At 68.5% G+C, this 16,221-nt stretch carries 21 protein-coding genes and 1 tRNA gene; 10 read left to right on the top strand and 12 right to left on the bottom strand.

The annotated features are described in order from the left end of the window. The first annotated feature begins 11 nt into the window (after positions 1 to 11). Together ACFTWF_RS08200 and ACFTWF_RS08195 are read left to right on the top strand one after the other, a co-directional pair. Positions 12 to 965, top strand: coding sequence for a PDR/VanB family oxidoreductase (locus ACFTWF_RS08200; protein WP_378460747.1), 954 nt, complete (start codon positions 12 to 14; stop codon positions 963 to 965). 15 nt (positions 966 to 980) lie between these two features. Beyond that, positions 981 to 1,733, top strand: a complete 753-nt coding sequence (locus ACFTWF_RS08195; protein ID WP_378460746.1) for an IclR family transcriptional regulator — start codon at positions 981 to 983, stop codon at positions 1,731 to 1,733. Here the strand turns inward: ACFTWF_RS08195 and ACFTWF_RS08190 are convergent. After that, complete coding sequence (locus ACFTWF_RS08190; RefSeq protein ID WP_378460745.1) at positions 1,699 to 2,196, bottom strand: RrF2 family transcriptional regulator; 498 nt, start codon at positions 2,194 to 2,196, stop codon at positions 1,699 to 1,701. The two genes, ACFTWF_RS08195 and ACFTWF_RS08190, sit on opposite strands and share 35 nt — an antisense overlap. Positions 2,197 to 2,297: 101 nt before the next feature. Here ACFTWF_RS08190 and ACFTWF_RS08185 point away from each other — a divergent pair, with 101 nt between their 5' ends. Then, positions 2,298 to 3,266, top strand: coding sequence for a sterol desaturase family protein (locus ACFTWF_RS08185; protein WP_378460744.1), 969 nt, complete (start codon positions 2,298 to 2,300; stop codon positions 3,264 to 3,266). Here the strand turns inward: ACFTWF_RS08185 and ACFTWF_RS08180 are convergent. The 5 genes from ACFTWF_RS08180 to ACFTWF_RS08160 form a co-directional block, all read right to left on the bottom strand. Beyond that, positions 3,198 to 3,881: a YceI family protein gene (locus ACFTWF_RS08180; protein WP_378460743.1), complete on the bottom strand. Its 684-nt coding sequence runs from the start codon at positions 3,879 to 3,881 to the stop codon at positions 3,198 to 3,200. The two genes, ACFTWF_RS08185 and ACFTWF_RS08180, sit on opposite strands and share 69 nt — an antisense overlap. A 101-nt stretch (positions 3,882 to 3,982) precedes the next feature. After that, a tRNA-Ser gene (locus ACFTWF_RS08175) sits at positions 3,983 to 4,073 on the bottom strand. 56 nt (positions 4,074 to 4,129) lie between these two features. Next, positions 4,130 to 4,321 (bottom strand): CsbD family protein, encoded by a 192-nt coding sequence (locus ACFTWF_RS08170; RefSeq protein ID WP_009477222.1) that lies wholly within the window; start codon positions 4,319 to 4,321, stop codon positions 4,130 to 4,132. 138 nt (positions 4,322 to 4,459) lie between these two features. Further along, positions 4,460 to 4,918, bottom strand: coding sequence for a nucleoside deaminase (locus ACFTWF_RS08165; protein WP_378460742.1), 459 nt, complete (start codon positions 4,916 to 4,918; stop codon positions 4,460 to 4,462). 11 nt (positions 4,919 to 4,929) lie between these two features. After that, positions 4,930 to 5,469, bottom strand: a complete 540-nt coding sequence (locus ACFTWF_RS08160) for a tRNA adenosine deaminase-associated protein (RefSeq protein WP_185727069.1) — start codon at positions 5,467 to 5,469, stop codon at positions 4,930 to 4,932. 49 nt (positions 5,470 to 5,518) lie between these two features. Here ACFTWF_RS08160 and ACFTWF_RS08155 point away from each other — a divergent pair, with 49 nt between their 5' ends. Beyond that, positions 5,519 to 6,487, top strand: a complete 969-nt coding sequence (locus ACFTWF_RS08155; RefSeq protein ID WP_378460741.1) for a prephenate dehydrogenase — start codon at positions 5,519 to 5,521, stop codon at positions 6,485 to 6,487. Between the two features lie 49 nt (positions 6,488 to 6,536). On the opposite strand, the gene ACFTWF_RS08150 is transcribed toward ACFTWF_RS08155, so the two are convergent. Then, positions 6,537 to 7,124 (bottom strand): putative glycolipid-binding domain-containing protein, encoded by a 588-nt coding sequence (locus tag ACFTWF_RS08150; protein WP_378460740.1) that lies wholly within the window; start codon positions 7,122 to 7,124, stop codon positions 6,537 to 6,539. Further along, positions 7,121 to 8,218, bottom strand: coding sequence for a hypothetical protein (locus ACFTWF_RS08145; RefSeq protein ID WP_378460739.1), 1,098 nt, complete (start codon positions 8,216 to 8,218; stop codon positions 7,121 to 7,123). The genes ACFTWF_RS08150 and ACFTWF_RS08145 overlap by 4 nt, the downstream gene beginning before the upstream one ends. Before the next feature lie 178 nt (positions 8,219 to 8,396). Here ACFTWF_RS08145 and ACFTWF_RS08140 point away from each other — a divergent pair, with 178 nt between their 5' ends. The 4 genes from ACFTWF_RS08140 to ACFTWF_RS08125 all read left to right on the top strand — a co-directional run bounded on the left by ACFTWF_RS08140 (position 8,397) and on the right by ACFTWF_RS08125 (position 10,842). Beyond that, complete coding sequence (locus ACFTWF_RS08140; RefSeq protein WP_378460901.1) at positions 8,397 to 9,542, top strand: DNA cytosine methyltransferase; 1,146 nt, start codon at positions 8,397 to 8,399, stop codon at positions 9,540 to 9,542. Positions 9,543 to 9,557: 15 nt separating this feature from the next. Continuing rightward, entirely contained in the window at positions 9,558 to 9,977 is a 420-nt protein-coding gene (locus ACFTWF_RS08135; RefSeq protein ID WP_378460738.1) for a very short patch repair endonuclease, read from the top strand. Positions 9,978 to 10,085: 108 nt separating this feature from the next. Further along, on the top strand, positions 10,086 to 10,349 hold the full coding sequence (locus tag ACFTWF_RS08130; RefSeq protein ID WP_378460737.1) for a hypothetical protein: 264 nt from the start codon (positions 10,086 to 10,088) through the stop codon (positions 10,347 to 10,349). A 61-nt stretch (positions 10,350 to 10,410) separates the two neighbouring features. Next, positions 10,411 to 10,842, top strand: coding sequence for a nitroreductase family deazaflavin-dependent oxidoreductase (locus ACFTWF_RS08125; RefSeq protein ID WP_378460736.1), 432 nt, complete (start codon positions 10,411 to 10,413; stop codon positions 10,840 to 10,842). Between the two features lie 70 nt (positions 10,843 to 10,912). Here the strand turns inward: ACFTWF_RS08125 and ACFTWF_RS08120 are convergent, their stop codons facing one another. The 3 genes from ACFTWF_RS08120 to ACFTWF_RS08110 all read right to left on the bottom strand — a co-directional run bounded on the left by ACFTWF_RS08120 (position 10,913) and on the right by ACFTWF_RS08110 (position 14,086). Beyond that, the gene (locus tag ACFTWF_RS08120; protein ID WP_378460735.1) at positions 10,913 to 12,226 is read right to left on the bottom strand and encodes a serine hydrolase domain-containing protein; all 1,314 of its coding nucleotides are present in this window, start codon (positions 12,224 to 12,226) and stop codon (positions 10,913 to 10,915) included. A gap of 103 nt (positions 12,227 to 12,329) precedes the next feature. Continuing rightward, positions 12,330 to 13,898 carry an MFS transporter gene (locus ACFTWF_RS08115; protein ID WP_378460734.1) on the bottom strand — a complete coding sequence of 523 codons (1,569 nt, stop codon included), beginning with the start codon at positions 13,896 to 13,898 and terminating at the stop codon, positions 12,330 to 12,332. Further along, complete coding sequence (locus tag ACFTWF_RS08110; RefSeq protein WP_378460733.1) at positions 13,895 to 14,086, bottom strand: hypothetical protein; 192 nt, start codon at positions 14,084 to 14,086, stop codon at positions 13,895 to 13,897. The genes ACFTWF_RS08115 and ACFTWF_RS08110 overlap by 4 nt, the downstream gene beginning before the upstream one ends. 182 nt (positions 14,087 to 14,268) lie before the next feature. On the opposite strand from ACFTWF_RS08110, the gene ACFTWF_RS08105 reads away from it, so the two are divergent. Next, complete coding sequence (locus tag ACFTWF_RS08105) at positions 14,269 to 14,697, top strand: DUF6325 family protein (protein WP_185727061.1); 429 nt, start codon at positions 14,269 to 14,271, stop codon at positions 14,695 to 14,697. A 27-nt stretch (positions 14,698 to 14,724) separates the two neighbouring features. Further along, entirely contained in the window at positions 14,725 to 15,063 is a 339-nt protein-coding gene (locus ACFTWF_RS08100) for an SHOCT domain-containing protein (RefSeq protein ID WP_378460732.1), read from the top strand. A 15-nt stretch (positions 15,064 to 15,078) separates the two neighbouring features. Here the strand turns inward: ACFTWF_RS08100 and ACFTWF_RS08095 are convergent, their stop codons facing one another. Next, on the bottom strand, positions 15,079 to 16,149 hold the full coding sequence (locus ACFTWF_RS08095) for a D-2-hydroxyacid dehydrogenase (protein ID WP_378460731.1): 1,071 nt from the start codon (positions 16,147 to 16,149) through the stop codon (positions 15,079 to 15,081). Between the last annotated feature and the right edge of the window lie 72 nt (positions 16,150 to 16,221).

Raw genomic sequence — 16,221 nt, 5'->3', positions numbered from 1 at the left:
GAGAGACCGTCATGCCACCCGAACCGATACTCGACCTGCAACTCACCGCCAGAACCACCGGCGCCGACGGCGTCGTCGTCCTCGACTTCCGCGACCCGTCCGGCGCCGACCTGCCTGCGTGGACGCCCGGCGCGCACATCGATCTGCTGCTCACCCCGGAGCTCACCCGTCAGTACTCGCTGTGCGGCGACCCGGCCGACACCGGCACGTGGCGGGTCGCGGTGCTGCGGGAGGCGATGGGCCGCGGCGGTTCCCAGTTCGTGCACGACAAGCTGAGCGTGGGCGACACGGTCACCGTCCGCGGGCCGCGCAATCATTTCGAACTCGAACCGTCACCGCGGTACCTGTTCATCGCCGGCGGCATCGGGATCACGCCGATCCTCACCATGGCGCAGGCGGCGGAGGACGCCGGCGCCGACTGGACCCTCGTCTACGGCGGACGCAGTCGCAGTTCGATGGCGTTCGCCGACACGCTCGCCGCGCGCTTCGGCGACCGACTCGTCGTCCACCCCGCGGACGAACACGGCCTGATCGACCTGCCCGGGCTGCTCGGCGAGGTCCGTGAGAACACGCTCGTGTACTGCTGCGGGCCCGCACCGCTGCTCGACGCCATCACCGGTCACTGCGACGGCTGGCCGTCCGGCGCCCTGCACCTCGAGCGCTTCGCCGCCAGGGACCTCGACGCCCCGGTTCGGGCGGAGGGGTTCGAGGTGGAGTTGACGCTCAGCGGCAAGACGGTCGCGGTCGCCCCCGATCAAACGATCCTGCAGGCCGTCACGGCCGCCGGCGTCCAGGTGCTCTCGTCCTGCGAGGAAGGGACCTGCGGAACCTGCGAGACGGCCGTCCTCGGCGGCACCGTCGAGCACCGGGATTCCCTGCTCACCGCGGACGAGCAGGCCGCCGACGACACTATGATGATCTGCGTCTCGCGTGCGACCTGCCCACGCCTGATCCTGGAACTGTGAGATGGAGAACGAGCCATGGCGATCACCGGTTCGGTGACCATCCGCTCGCTGCGTCTCCTCGAACTGTTCACCCCGTCGGCTCCGCGGCTCACCCTCAGCGACCTGTCGCGGAAGTCCGGGTATCCGCTGAGCACGGTGCACCGGCTGACCAGCGACCTCATCGAATGGGGCGCCCTCGAGCGGGACAGCAGCGGGCGCTTCACCGTCGGGCTCAAGCTGTGGGAGATCGCCTCGCTCGCGCCGCGCGGCACGATGCTCCGCGAACTGGCGATGCCGGTCATGGAGGACCTCTCGCAGATCACCCGGGAGAATGTGCAACTCGGAATCTGTGAGGGCACCGAGGTCGTGTTCGTCGAGCGCATCGCCGGCAAGAAGGCCGTCCCCGTGCACACCCGCGTCGGCGGCAGGTTCCCGCTGACGGCGTCCGGCATCGGCCTGGCCCTGCTCGCGTACATGCCCGCCGACGTGCAGGAGCAGGTGCTGGCCGGCCCGATCGAGAAGTTCACCGACCGGACCGTCACCGACCCCGCCGTCCTGCGGCGGACGCTCGCCGAGATCCGGCGGTCCGAGGTCGCGATCAGCGATCGTCAGGTGACCCTGGACGCCGTCTCGGTCGCCGCACCGATCTTCGAACGCCCCGGAACGGCCGTCGCGGCCGTGTCGCTGGTGGTGTCGGCGGAGACCGCGTCGGTGAACGCACTGGTTCCGCTGGTGCGCGCCGCGGGCCGGACCATCAGCCGCGCGCTGCGGCCTCGTCCGCCGTCGTAGCCGACGGGGTACGACGCTCCCAGGCGCCCGGGTCGGACGTCAGCGTGGACAGGAAGTCCGGCAGCTGCTCGTTCGCCACATCCGCCAGGCTCACGTTCTCGAGCACGGCACGCAGGTTCACCCGCACCGCGATCCACACGTCCTGCAGTCTGGCGGCCGGACCGCTGTAGTCGACGTCCTCGGGCCGCTCACCCCGGACCGACGCCAGCGGACCCTCGACGGTCCGGATCACGTCGGCGATCGTGATGTCCTCGGCGGGACGGGCGAGCCAGTAGCCGCCGTCGGGTCCGCGCCTGCTGTTCACCAGTCCCCCACGCCGGAGGTCGGCGAGCACGGCCTCGAGGAACTTGTGCGGGATGGTCTGCGACTGCGCCAGGAACTCGGCCTTGGACGGGGACGGCCCGGCAGCGGCCAGTTCGATCAGCGTCCGCACGGCGTAGTCCACCTTGGCGGTGATGTGCACACCGAATTCCTATCACCCGAGTATGAAAACAGGCAACTCAGTGATACCCGTCACGTCGAGGTACATTGACCTGGACGCTCGTCTTGCCCGTGGAGGACGCAATGTGGGACACCGTGACGTCGGCCTGGAACTCGGCGCTTCTGACTCCCCTGCACGAACCGGTGACGCTGGCCATCCCGGCGTTCGTACTGTTCCTGGTCATCGAATGGTGCGCGGCCCGGCACCTCGAAGATGCAGCCATCGACCCCGACGGCCGGTCCCGCCCGGTCCGGGGCGGCTACGAACGTCGCGACGCGCGAGCCAGCGTCGCGATGGGGGCAGTCTCGATCCTCACGACCACGTTCTGGAAACTCCTCGCCCTGATCGGATACTCCGCCATCTGGGTGTACGTCGCGCCGTGGCATCTGCCTGCCGACGCCTGGTACACGTGGGTGCTCCTCATCCTCGGCGTCGATCTGCTGTTCTACACCTACCACCGGATGTCGCACCGTATCCGGCTGATCTGGGCCACCCACCAGGCGCATCACTCGAGCGAGTACTTCAACTTCTCCACCGCGCTGCGGCAGAAGTGGAACAACAGCGCCGAGATCCTGATGTGGATTCCCCTGCCGCTGATCGGCATTCCGCCATGGATGGTGTTCATCGGGTTCTCCGTGAACCTCGTCTACCAGTTCTTCGTCCACACCGAGCGCATCGGCAAGCTGCCCCGGCCCGTCGAGTTCGTGTTCAACACGCCCTCCCACCACCGCGTCCACCACGGCTGTGACCCCGAATACCTCGACCGCAACTACGCGGGCATCCTCATCGTGTGGGACCGGATGTTCGGCACGTTCCAACCCGAAACCCACCGCCCCACCTACGGACTCACGACACCGGTGGGCACCTACAACATCTGGAGACTGCAAACCCACGAATACACCGCCATCGCACGGGACTGGCGCCGGGCATCGTCGTGGCGCGACAAGCTGGGGTACGTCTTCGGGCCGCCCGGGTGGGCGCCGTCAGGACCGCGAAAGGCTGACCAGGAAGTCGACCGTGCCGTTGCCGTCCACGGTCACGAAGCCCAGTGACGGCGGCGTCACGCCGAAGTCCGTCCAGGTGACCGGGACACTGCCCGACGCGATGAGGTCGTCGCCGGAGCGCAGCACGTCGATATCGACGGACACCGGACGCGACTGCCCCTTGAGGGTCAGCGTGCCCTGCGCGGTGACCGTTCCCACCGAACCGTCCGCCGGCAGCGCCGACAGGTCGACCGGGGCGTCGACGGTGAACGTGGCGGTCGGGAACGTGGCGGTGTCCATGACGTTGCCGCGGAACTGGCCGTCGCGGCGGGACTGATCGGTCGCGATGGTCGCCACCTGCACCGTCACCTCACCGGCGGTGAGTTTCTCGCCCTCGACGGTCGCGGTGCCGGTGACGTCGCCGGTCGACCCGACCACGGTGACGCTCGCGCCGTTGAGGATCTCGTGGACGGTGTACCCCGCCGCGGTCTGGTTGGGCCCCTCACCCGGCGTGACGGTCCACTGACCGTCGACCGATCCGGTGGCCGCCTGCGCCCCCTCGGTGGACACCGAGGCCGCCGGAGCGTCGTCCTCTGCGATGAACTGGCCGTAGAACCACGGTCCCACCAGCACCGCGACAACCATAACGACAACTGCGCCGACCAACCACCACAGTTTCTTCATGAGCTCAGGCTAGTTGCAGCTTCAATTGCTGTCACTCACTACGACCTGGGAGTGCGCTGGGAACAAAAAACTCCCCACCTGCATGTGCAGGTGGGGAGTTTTGGCGGTGGCGGAGGGATTTGAACCCTCGGACGGGGGTTACCCGTCACACGCTTTCGAGGCGTGCTCCTTAGGCCGCTCGGACACGCCACCGCCGGTGACTTTACCGGATGGTGCGCCCGAGCCCGAAATCGCCAGGTGAACCCGCGTTATGTGAGCTTGTCCTTGAGGTTCTTGGCGGCGTCCTTGACCTTCTCGCCGGCATCCTTCACCGCCGACGACGCCTGATCGGCCTTGCCTTCGTCGCGCAGGTCCGGATCGCCCGTCGCCTTGCCCGTGGCCTCCTTGGCCTGGCCCTTCAGATCCTCTGCCTTGTTCGAAGCTTTGTCTGCGATTCCCACGAGATACCTCCGTGAATCCGTTTTCGGACCCGGCCTCGGGTCCGGCGGCGCCTCTTCGGCACCTTTCTCCAGAGAAGCACGGGTCATGCGGACCCGGCCACACACTGTCGAGTACCCCACGAAAGCGTTTGAAACCGGTCAGCGGCGTTCACGGAAGAAATCTTCGAGGATCCCGGCGCATTCGTCCTCGAGAACACCGCCCCTGACCTGCGGGCGGTGCGTGAGCCGGCGATCGCGGACCACGTCCCACAGCGAGCCAACGGCACCCGTCTTCGGCTCCCACGCCCCGAACACCACCCGGGAGATCCGGGCCAGGACGAGCGCGCCCGCGCACATCGTGCACGGCTCCAGCGTCACCGCCAGCGTCGCCCCCTCGAGGCGCCAGCCGTCGCCGTACACCCGCGCGGCCGCCCGCAACGCGATGATCTCCGCGTGCGCCGTCGGATCCGACATCGCCTCGCGCGAATTCACGGCCCGCGACACCTCGACCCCGTCGGCGTCGAACACCACCGCACCCACCGGCACGTCCGCGTCGGTGGCGGCGCGGGCGGCCTCGATCGCCGAGCGGATCATCCGCTCGTCGTCCTGCAGTGTCACGGCGCGCGAAGCTACCGGGGAAGCTTGTCGAGGACGCCGGCCAGCTCCGAGGTGAACCCGAGCCGCTGCGCGATCATCCCGAGCTGCTCGTCCGGGTACAGGTCCGTCTCCGACGTGATGACGGCCAGAACGGGTTCGGGCAGACCGAGGTCGGACAGCAGCGACAGGTCGCCCTCCTCCCAGGGGTCGATGTCGTCGAGTTCGTCCGGATCGATGTCCGGGACCTCGACGTTGAGCGCCTCGAGGACGTCGGCGGCGATGTCGTAGTCGATGGCGGCGGTGGCGTCGGACAGCAGCAGACGCGTTCCCGACGGTGCCGGCCGGAGCACGACGAAGAATTCGTCGTCCACGTCCAGCAGACCGAAGAACGCGCCCGCGCTACGGAGGGCCCGAAGCTCCTCCTCCGCGACGCTCAGACTGGTCAGAGCAGCCGACGTGAGGGCCTTGACCTTCCATCGGCCGTCCTCGTGTACTACCGCGACACCGAAGCCCTCCAGATCCTCTGCCCGATCCGAGGAGGCGCTGTTGTTTTCCGCGCGCTGTGCACCCATGAGCGCAACGGTAGCCCGCGGGGTGCCGGTAAATGAAGTCCGCACGCGAATGTGCCAACCTGTTCGGGTGTCTGATACCGCTTCCGCACCTCCGGTGTGCGTGCTCGGCCTGGGTTTGATCGGCGGTTCACTGCTGCGTGCGGCGGTCCGGGCGGGCCGCGAAGCGTGGGGCCACAATCGATCCGCGCCGTCCGTCGACGCCGCCCGCGCCGACGGCTTCGACGCCGACACGGACCTCGTCGCGGTGCTCCAGCGCGCGTCTGCGGAGTCGGCGCTGATCGTGATCGCCGTTCCCGTCCCCGCAGTCGCCGCGACCCTCACCGCGATCGCCCTGTACGCACCGAACTGTTCGATCACCGACGTCGTCAGCGTCAAGGCGGAGGTCGCCGCGGCGGCGGCCCGTCAGGGGCTCGCCGACCGCTACGTGGGTGGGCACCCGATGGCCGGAACGTCGGCGTCGGGGTGGAGCGTCGGCAGCGCCGACCTGTTCCGGGAGGCCGTATGGGTGGTCGGCACCGACGACGGCGTCGACCCCGGCATCTGGACGCAGGTCGCGCAGCTCGCGTTGGACTGCGGTTCCGTCGTCGTGCCCGCCGAGTCCGGCGAACACGACCGGGCCGTCGCGCGCATCTCGCACCTGCCGCACCTGCTCGCCGAGACCCTCGCGATCACGGGCGCCCGGGGCGGACCGCTGGCGCTGGGTCTGGCAGCGGGATCGTTCCGCGACGGCACCCGGGTCGCAGGCAGCGCGCCCGGACTCGTCCGGGCCATGTGCGAAGGCAACCGGGACGCCCTGCTGATCGCCCTCGACGAGGCGCTGGTGCTGCTGCAGGATGCGCGGACCGAACTGTCGGAGCAGGCGTCGACGGCGACCCTCGTCGAGGACGGTCACGCCGCCCGCATGACGTACGACAACCAGGAGACGTGGGAGATCACCGGCATCGTCCCCGGCCGCGACGGCTGGATCGACGAGATGCGCGATGCGGGTCGGCGGGGAGGGCGGCTCCGCCGCCTGTGAGCCTTTCTGGTTGCGGGAGCTACCAAAAAGGCGCACGAGCGCGCAGCGCCTAGATCCGTTCGGCCAGGCCCGGGTAGTCGACGATGAACCCGTCCCCGTCGACGGTCACCGAGGAACTCGACACCGGCGACAGCACGTGAATGCCGTCCGGACCGCTGCTGTAGGTGAGGATCGCTCCCTCGACCCGAAGGTCCAGGAGGTTCACGTACACGACGGGGACCTCGACGTCCTCCGACCCGAGGTGCAGGCCGTACCGCCGGATGGGCAGGGCGTTGAAGAAGGGGCTGAGCACCATGTCGACGTCGAGGGCACCGTCGAACGTGGACCGCTGGTGGTTGGCGCCGTGTTCCACCATCCACGTGCCCTCTTCGTCCCGGCTGATCGACATCTGCCGTTCACCGGACGCGACGGACGTCCGCAGCGACAGCCGGCGGGTGACACCGCTCTCGTCGGTGACGAGGTCGTAGGACGCGCTGAACGCCGGATGCTCGGCGCACTCGCCGCCGATGATCCGCCCTGCGGCCTTGATGCGGTCGCCGCTCAGCTGGACGCGCACCGATTCCATTCGGGGTGCGTTGTCCGCCCGCCACGTCAGTACTGCGGGCCAGGTCGAGGCACCGGAGGCTTGGATGCTCACCTGTCTACGGTAAGCGACGACGGCGCCCGGGGTGGCAACGGGCCGAGTTTCGTTGCAGCAGAGTTGTCGAGAGCCAGTGCGCGCGCGCGTTCCGTGACCGCGATGCGCGACGAGAAGACGACGAGGGCGCCGAGTCCGACGGCCACGTTCAGCAGCGCCCCGAATTCCTGGGCGACGAAGTCGAACACCTCGGTGAGAAGGACCGTGACGAGCGCGGCGGCCCGCAGGAACTGCAGCGGCCACAGCTTGCCGTTCCGCAGTCGCACGATGCCCGCCCAGCACAGCACGAAGGCGATGGCGGATCCGGTGAGCTGGCCGATGGTGGTGATGTCGGTTCCCTCGTCGCCGCGAAGGTCGTCGCCGAGCGTGACCACGGCACTGAGCAGCCCCAGAGTGGAGAACAGGGTGAGCAGCACGGCCGCGGTCCAGAGCATGCCGGGACCTTTGGCGAAGTCGGGGGTCGCGCGCCGGGCTAGCTCCCGGGCCGTAGGCAGGGTCCGGCCGGCGCGGTCCGGGCAGCGGGCGAGCAGATCCCGGACGGGCGTGAGCGTCGCCTCGTCGGCGCCGGCCGCGGCTGCCCTGCGCAGTTGGGCCAGCGCCTGCTCCCGCCGCCCGCGGTCCAGTCCGCGGTCGAGTCCGCCGAGCGCGATCGCGGCGGCATTGGCGACGTCTTCCGTCGGGGTCGGCGGGCGCACGTCGTGTAGCGACCGGTTGACCAGCAGCAACACGACGATCACCACATACATGATCGCGATGGACGGCCGGTAGAAGTAGTCGTTGGTCTTGGTGACGAACTTGCCGATCTCGTCGAGGAACAACCCGAACCCGATGCCGCCGACCACGACGCCCAGGACCCGCGGTTTCATCCCGAGGAACGAGAACACGGTGACGAGGGCCACGACCATGCCGAGTCCGCCCCACAGGACGTGCGCGATGTGCAGCGAGGAACCCCCGACCTGCGGATATCCGGTGAGGTGGAGGTAGGCGCGGGTGAGCAGGATCGTGACGATCCCGATGATGACGAACGCTTCGACGAGGCCGCTGCCCTGAGCGTCGCGCAGGAGGTGCGACCGGTGCCGGAAACCCGAGATCATGGCGCCTCCCTGTGTTCCCACCCACGAAAAGTCTAGATGCCTCCGGGCCGTGAGTACTTGTTAACCGCGGGCGGTTAAGAAGTACTCACGGGTGGTTGGTCATGACAGGCTCAGATCTCGAGTAACGTTCTCGGGTGACTGGTTCGTGAGGAAGGGTGCCGTGACGTCAACCGGGAGCATGGTGGGCCTGTTCGCCGGTATCGGCGGGCTCGAGTTGGGTCTGAGGGAGCACGGCTGGAACACCGAACTGCTCTGTGAGATCGACCCGGGCGCCCAGGCGGTTCTGCGTACCCGATTCACGGACGTCCCAGTGCATTCCGACGTCACCAAGTTGCGTTCCCTCCCCCAGGACATCGAATTGGTGGCCGCCGGTTTCCCCTGCCAGGACCTCTCCCAGGCCGGCCGGACCGCCGGCATCACGGGCTCGCGGTCCGGGCTCGTCGACGAGGTGTTCCGGTTGGTGAAGCGAAAGAGGGGTCCGCGCTGGCTGCTGATCGAGAACGTTCCGTTCATGCTGCAGCTGGGCCGGGGGGCTGCTATGAGGCACATCACGGACGCTCTGGAGGACCTCGGCTACACGTGGGCGTACCGGGTGGTGGATGCGCGCGCGTTCGGCCTCCCCCAGCGCCGGCAGCGGGTCCTGATGCTCGCCTCGCGGACGGAGGATCCGCGCGCGGTGCTGTTCGGTGAGGACGCCGGGGAGCGTCCCGTCGACGATCCCGCCGACTTCCCGTGCGGCTTCTACTGGACCGAGGGCACCCGCGGCCTCGGGTGGGCCGTCAACGCGGTCCCGACGCTCAAGGGTGGTTCGTCCGTCGGCATCGCAAGCCCGCCCGCGGTGCGGCTGCCGTCGGGCGAGATCGTGACCCCCGGACTGGTGGATGCCGAACGGTTGCAGGGTTTCGACCCCGACTGGACGGCGCCGGCCGCGCTGGTGCCCGGTCTGCGGAACAGTCATCGGTGGAAGCTCGTCGGCAACGCGGTGAGTGTGCGGATGGCGTCGTGGGTCGGCAGGCGACTGCTCGAGCCGGTGGACTACGAGCGCGGTGTCGAGACGCCGATGAAGCCCGGCGACGCGTGGCCCGCGGCGGCGTGGGGCAGCAACCGTCAGGCGTTCCGGGTGCACACGTCGACGTGGCCCGTGCAGGAACCGTACGAGGATCTCAGCGGATTCCTCGAGGACACCCGACTGCTGTCGGCACGCGCGACCGCGGGGTTCCTGAAGCGGGCGCGGATGGGGAATCTGCGGTTCGTTCCCGGGTTCATCGACGACGTCGAGAGCCACCTCGACCGCATGGGCGGCTTTCCCGAGGCCGCCGCGTAGGCGGACGGACCCGCGATGCCCGCCACCGATCCCGCGACCAGTGCCCGGATGCGGGCGCAGCGGCGGCGCGACACCGCACCCGAGCTCGCACTGCGCCGCGAACTACATCGGCGTGGGGTCCGGTACTTCGTGGACCGGGCCCCGATGAAGGGCGTTCGACGCCGCGCCGACCTGGTGTTTCCGCGGCGGAAGGTGGCCGTGTACGTGGACGGCTGCTTCTGGCACAGCTGCCCGCAGCACGCCACGTTCCCGAAGAACAATGCCGAATGGTGGGCGGAGAAACTCGCCGGGAACGTCACCCGCGACCGCGACACCGACACGAGGCTCGCGGACGCAGGCTGGACGGTGGTGCGAATCTGGGAGCACGAGAATCCGGTGGCCGCCGCAGACAGGGTCGAGCACGTTCTGGACGACGGGGACGCCCGGCCGCGCTGACGGCGACAGAGGAGGTGTCGTATTTTCCACCCCTAGGGGTATGGTCGCGCGCCCCGGATCGGTGCAGGATGGTGTCACACCCACTACTCGAACCACCTTCGGAGGAGCATGATGATCCGCCGTATCGTCGCGGCGGCCTCCATTGCGATTGCAGCAGCGGCCGTCCCACTCGTGCCTGCCCTTGCCGCGGCTGCACCCGGCGACACCTACATCAGCAATCCCCCGGCCAACCCGACCGACCAGAGTTTTTGCGACGATCAGGCCGCCCTCGCCAACAACCTCGCCGCCAAGGGCGACTACATGCGGGCCGACGGCGTCGTATCGGCGGCGAACATGAGTGGTTGCCGGATCTTCACGTTCCACAGCCCGTAGACCGGTCGGCGTCGCCGTCCCGTGTGGCCCGATCAGTTCCCAGTGCCGAGACGAGGGCGCCGTGACCGACCTGTTCGTGAAAGCTCTTCAGCTCCATCAGTTCGTGTACGAGCGCAGCGGCGGATGGGTGGGGCACCGGTTGCTGTTCGGAATGCCGACCCTGCTGTTGCACAGCGTCGGCCGGAAGTCCGGGCAACCGCGCACGTCCGCCCTGACGTACGGCCGGGACGGCGCCGCGTTCCTGGTGGTCGCGTCGAAGGGCGGCGCGCCCACGTCGCCGGCGTGGATGCACAACGTGCTGGCCGCACCCACCTGTGAGATCCAGGTGGGCCGCGAGCACATCACCGTCAAGGCGCGAAAAGTGCTTCCGGGCGACCCGGACTACGACCGGATGTGGGCCACGATGAACGAGGTCAACGGCGGCCGGTATCGCGAGTACCAGGAGAAGACGGACCGGCCGATCCCGGTCGTCGCGCTCACCCCGAACCGCTGAGACTTCCCGGACCCTCGCTGCAGGTGAGTGGCAAAGTGTGCGGGGGCACGCAATGCCACTCACGTGGGGGTCAGCTGGTCGGCGGGGCGGAGGTCGTCGTTGTCGCCGGTGTCTCCGAAGGTGTCGGTGTCGCTGGGGTGGACGCGTCGGGATTCTGCGCTCCGGGGCGCAGGTGATACACGTGCTCCGGGGAGATGATCTCGGTGACGGCCCCCGCCAGCGCCGTACTCGGTTCGCTGTCCTGATACGCGACGTCGGTGTTGATCATGATCGCGAGGGTCGTCTGCTTCTCGGGGAGGTAGACGCAGACCGTTTGATAGCCGGGCAGGCTGCCGTTGTGCCCGATCCAGCCGGCGACGTCGAAGATGCCCAGCCCGTAACCGACGTCGGGCGCCAGCCCCGGGGCGTTCACCGTCTCGAGCCGCTGGGCCTGCGTGGCCGGCTGCAGCAGAGTTCCGGTGGCCAGCGCGGGAGCCCAGATGTGCAGATCGTCGAGGGTCGAGATCATGGCGCCCGCCGACCATCCCCAGGACGGATTCCAGTCGGTGGCCGTGGCTTCCTTGCCGTCCACGGTCTGCTCCGTGTAGCCCTGCGCGTGCGGTTCGGGGAAGGCGTTGGTGGTCGGAAAGCTCGTGTCCGCCATCTTCAGCGGCTGGATGATCTTCTGCGTCACGTACTCCGGGAGCGGCATGCCGCTGACCTTCTCGATGACGAGCCCCAGCAGGATCGTGTTCGTGTTGGAGTATTCGAATCCCTGCCCGGGCGGGAAGGACGCCGGCTGCGCGAACGCGTAGTCCAGCAACTGTTGCGGGGTGAAGTCCGCCTGCGGATTGGCGAGCAGGGCCTTCTGGAAGTCCTCGTTGGCCGAATAGTTGGCCAGCCCGCTCTGCATCCGGGCGAGTTCGCGCAGGGTGATCTGATCACCCAGCGGCACACCCTCGACGTACTTGGAGATCGGATCGTCGAGCGCGACCTTGTCCTCGTCGACCAACTGCAGAACCCCGGTGACCGTGAACGTCTTTGTCACACTGCCGATTCGGTGGAAGAAGTCGGTCTCCATCGGCGCCCCCGACGTCTTGTCGGAAACACCGAAGGCCTTGACGTAGTTGCCGTCGGGCCCCCACACGCCCACGATCGCGCCGGGGATCGACGCCATCGACATCGCCTTCTGGATCGCCTCGTCCAGCCGGGCCGCGACACCGGAGTCGATCTGCGCGTCCGCCCCGGTGCTCGGCGACCCCGACTGTTCCGTCGTCGAGGTGGCGGAGGCGCCCGTGGAAGACGAGTCGTCCGAGCACGCCACCGGCGCCACCAGCAGCAATGTTGCCGCCGCCGCCCCGAGGAGTCGTCGCCGATTCGTCTTGGTCACGACCTGAGCTGTCATCGTGCGGTCCCGTCGTCGAGGTGCCCCTGCCGGAAATTTACTCCGGCACCGATGGGCGAATGTGCCTTTCGACGCTTCCGCCGCGGCGAGCGGTACATTCGCCCTACTCCGTTCTCTCGGTCGCGTAGTCGGCCAGCAACTGCTTCTCCTCGTCCCGGCGCGGGAAGAAGAAGAACACCACCACGGCGCCGACGCAGACCACGAGGATCGCCGCGAGGTAGGCCTTGTCGTCGCCGTCGAGGAAGGCATTGCGGGCGGCGGTGATGATCTGTTCCGCGTACTGCGGATACCGCTCGGCGAGCACCTCGGCACTGGAGAACGACTTGGTCAGTGCCGCTTGGGTTTCCGGCGACACCTGGTCGGCGGCGGACGACGCCGCGATCGTCGCCGACAGCGACTTCGCGTAGCCGGCGGTAAGCACGGCGCCGAGGATCGACTGCATGATCGCACCACCGAGGTCGCGTTGCAGGTCGGACGTGCCGGACGCCATGCCTGCGCGGGACACCGGCACCGACCCCGTCAGCGAACGGGACGCGGGGGTGCCCGCGAACCCGACGCCGATGCCGACGAACGCGTAGGCGAGCGCCACCCACCAGAACGTCGCATCCTCGTCCCACCACACAAGCGCGACCACCAGTCCGATGACGACGAACAGGTACCCGAGCAGCAGGGTGAACCGGGCACCGTGCGATTCGACGAGTTTCGCGGAGCGGGGCGCGACGACGACCATCGCGACGGCGGCCGGGATGATCGCGGATCCGGCGGCGAGCGTGGAGTACCCGAGCACGTTCTGCAGGAACTGCTGCCCGATGAACATCGCTCCCATCAGCGCGCCGAACACGATCACCCCGCCGACCGCGGCCACCCAGAACGTCGGCCGGGCGGCGACGTGCAGATCGAACAGCGGGTGCGCCGCCCGGCGTTGCTGCAGGAAGAATGCGGCACCCGACGCGAGGGCGATCACCCCGAGCCCGAGGGCGGTCGCTCCCGCGCCGTCGACGGGTGCGAAATTGATCGCGAGGATGAGCGAGGCGACGAAGACGACGGAAATGATGCCGCCGAGATTGTCGACGGGATCGGTCGTTTCGTTGACGTGGGCGGGCACCCACAGGATGGCGGCGACGAGGGCGAGGCCGGCGAGCGGGAGGGTCACGAAGAACACCGAGCCCCAGTGGAACTGCTCGAGCAGCGCACCCGACACGATGGGTCCGAGCGAGGAGATGGCGCCACCGAGCGCCGACCACAGGGCGATGGCCCGAGTCCGCGGCGGCCCCGCCCACAGTGCGGTGATGATCGCGAGGGTGGTGGGGTACGCGAGTCCGGCCGAGATTCCACCGAGAACGCGTGCGAGGAACAGTATTTCGAAGTTTCCGGCGAAACCCGCGATCGCCGACGCGGGCAGCGACAGCGCCATGCCGAGCACCAGCATCTGCTTGCGTCCGTAGCGGTCGCCGAGCGCCCCGAGATACAGGACGGACGCGGCGAGTCCGAGGGAGTACGCCACCGCAATGAGGTTGAGTTGCGTCTGACTCGCGTCGAACGCGCGTCCGATGTCGGGCAGTGCGACGTTGGCGACCGACAGGTTCAGGTTGGCGACGGCGGCCACGAGGATGAGGGTCGCGAGGATGATCGTCGACCGAGCCGGGGCCTGTGTCGCTTCGGTGCGGGTCATGGTCTGCTCCCGGGAGTCGTGTCGCCGCCCTGCGCCTGGCCGGCCGTGTCTCCCGCCGGTTCGGGGGTCGACGCGAGCAGGGTCGCCCCGAGCGGGAAGAGGAGGATGAACGCGATCAGAACGCCGGGCGCGGAGGCCACCACCGCGCATGCCACGATCCAGAACAGCGAGGCTCCCACGGAAGGCATGCGTCACCCCGTCTCTCGATCCACCGGAAACAGCACTGGGCTCGAGCCTCACAGAGCCCGGATCACGAGACATCATCCGTAGCGGATGAACGCCACCACCGGAATCACCCGTCGTGGATGATGCGGGGCTCCCGGCCGGCGGCGATCATCGACACCAGGACACGCCAGCGCAGGGAGAAAAGATGTCGAGTTCAGCTGAAGATGTCGGTCCGGTCGCGTTCCTCTTTCTCACCTTCCCGGGTGAGCAGGCCGACCCCGAGGTGGTCGAGACCTTCCGGGACGCAGTCGAACAGGGGCTGGTCACGATCCTCGACCTCGTGTTCATCTCGAAGGGAACGGACGGAACGATGCGTCAGGTCGAGGTGGACGAGGACCTCGACAGCATCGGTCTCGCCGCCCTGTCGCTCGAGGCCAAGGAACTGATCAGCGACGAGGACCTCGAGGTGGTGCGGGAATCACTGGAGCCGGGCTCGTCCGCCGTCGCGATCGTCTACGAGCAGACGTGGGCGCGCAAGGTCGCGGCCGCCTCCCGCAAGGCCGGGGGCGAGGTGGCCCTCCACCTGCACATCCCGCGCGAGGTGGTCGAGGCGGCCATCGCCGCGGCAACCTGACCTGCACGCACAGAAACGGAGAACGACATGGTTTTCAGAGGTCCACGCCGCGTAGGACGTCCGGGACTGCTCGGCACGGTAGCCCGGACCGCGGTGATCACCGGCACCGCACGGGCAACGTCCAACGCGATGAACAGGCGCGCCGCCGACAAGCAGGCGGACGAACAAGAGCGGATCGACCAAGCGGCCCAGCAGCAGTACGCGGAACAGCAGGCAGCGCAACAGCAGGCCGCCCCGCCACCACCCGCACCCGCCGGGGGCGACGACCTGGTGTCCCGACTCCAGGAACTCGCCCGCCTGAAGGAGGCGGGCGTGCTCACGGACGACGAGTTCGCGGCGGCGAAGGCGAAGCTGCTCGGATCCTGAGCGGCCTCCGAATCCTCAGTAGAACTCGACGGTGTCGACGCGGTTGATCAGCTCCGCGCCGTCGAGGAAGCGAGTGGCGTTGCGCGCGAACAGTTCCGCGATCAGCCGATCCTCTGCGGGGTTCAGGGCCGCGGTGTGGGGGCTGACCAGCACGTTCGGGTGAGTCCACAGCGGGCTGTCCGACACCAGCGGCTCAGACGCGAACACGTCCAGGGCGGCGAACCCGACCCGTCCGTCCTCGATCGCCGCGGTCATGGCCACCTCGTCGACGACGGTGCCGCGGCCGACGCTGACCACCGTGACCCCGGGCTTCACCGCGCCGAAGACCTTTGCGCTGACGAGACCTTCGGTGGCGGTGGTTCCGGGCAGTGTCACGACGATGCCGTCGGCGTCCCCGACCACGTCGGCCAGGCGGTCGGGGTGCACGATCTCGTCGACGCCCTCGACCGCGGTGTCGCGTCTGCTCGTTCCGACGACGGTGGCGCCGAGCGCCTTCAGCTTGAGGGCCGTCGCGCGGCCGATGCTGCCCAGCCCGACGACGACGATGCGCTGCCCGGACACGGTGCCCATGGCCCACCGCCCACTCCACGCCTTGTCGCGCTGCTGGGCGAGCAGACGCGGGAGGGTCTTGGCACCGGCCAGCAGACCGAAGACGGCGAACTCGGCGAGCGGTTCCGCGTGCACGCCGGCGGACGTACTGAAGGCGATGCGCCCGAGTTGCTCGTCGGTGAGTCCGGCCGCTTTCACCTGCGCGCCGCCACCCGCGGGCATGGTGTGCACCCAGCGGAGCCCCGGGTTGACGCGCGCCGTCCTCGTCAGTGCCGCCGGATTCTCGTCCGGCACGCCGTACAGGGCCTGCGCCGAATCGACGAGGTCCTCGAACGCCTTCTGCTGCTCGGCGGTCCGGGAGAACGCCGGATCGCCGGAGTGATCACCGGGGAACCGGGAGGGTGGCAGCAGATCCTGCACGCGGATGAAGTCGATGCGCGGTTCCGCGCGGACGACGAGATCGATGAGTTCCTCGCTCACGGGGGTCGCGGCGACGACGCGGAGTCGGTCGAGTGGCTTCGGGTCGTGTGCGCTCACTGCAGATTCCTTCGCTACGGGCCGGTGCTGACCATATGTTCAGATCAAAAACTCTGCACTAATAATGTGATT

Origin of the sequence: Rhodococcus sp. NPDC056960, from assembly GCF_042674125.1 — a bacterium.
GTDB lineage: Bacteria > Actinomycetota > Actinomycetes > Mycobacteriales > Mycobacteriaceae > Rhodococcus_F.
The sequence above is the reverse complement of the archived record's forward strand: the minus strand, read 5'-3'. Positions and strand labels throughout refer to the sequence as shown.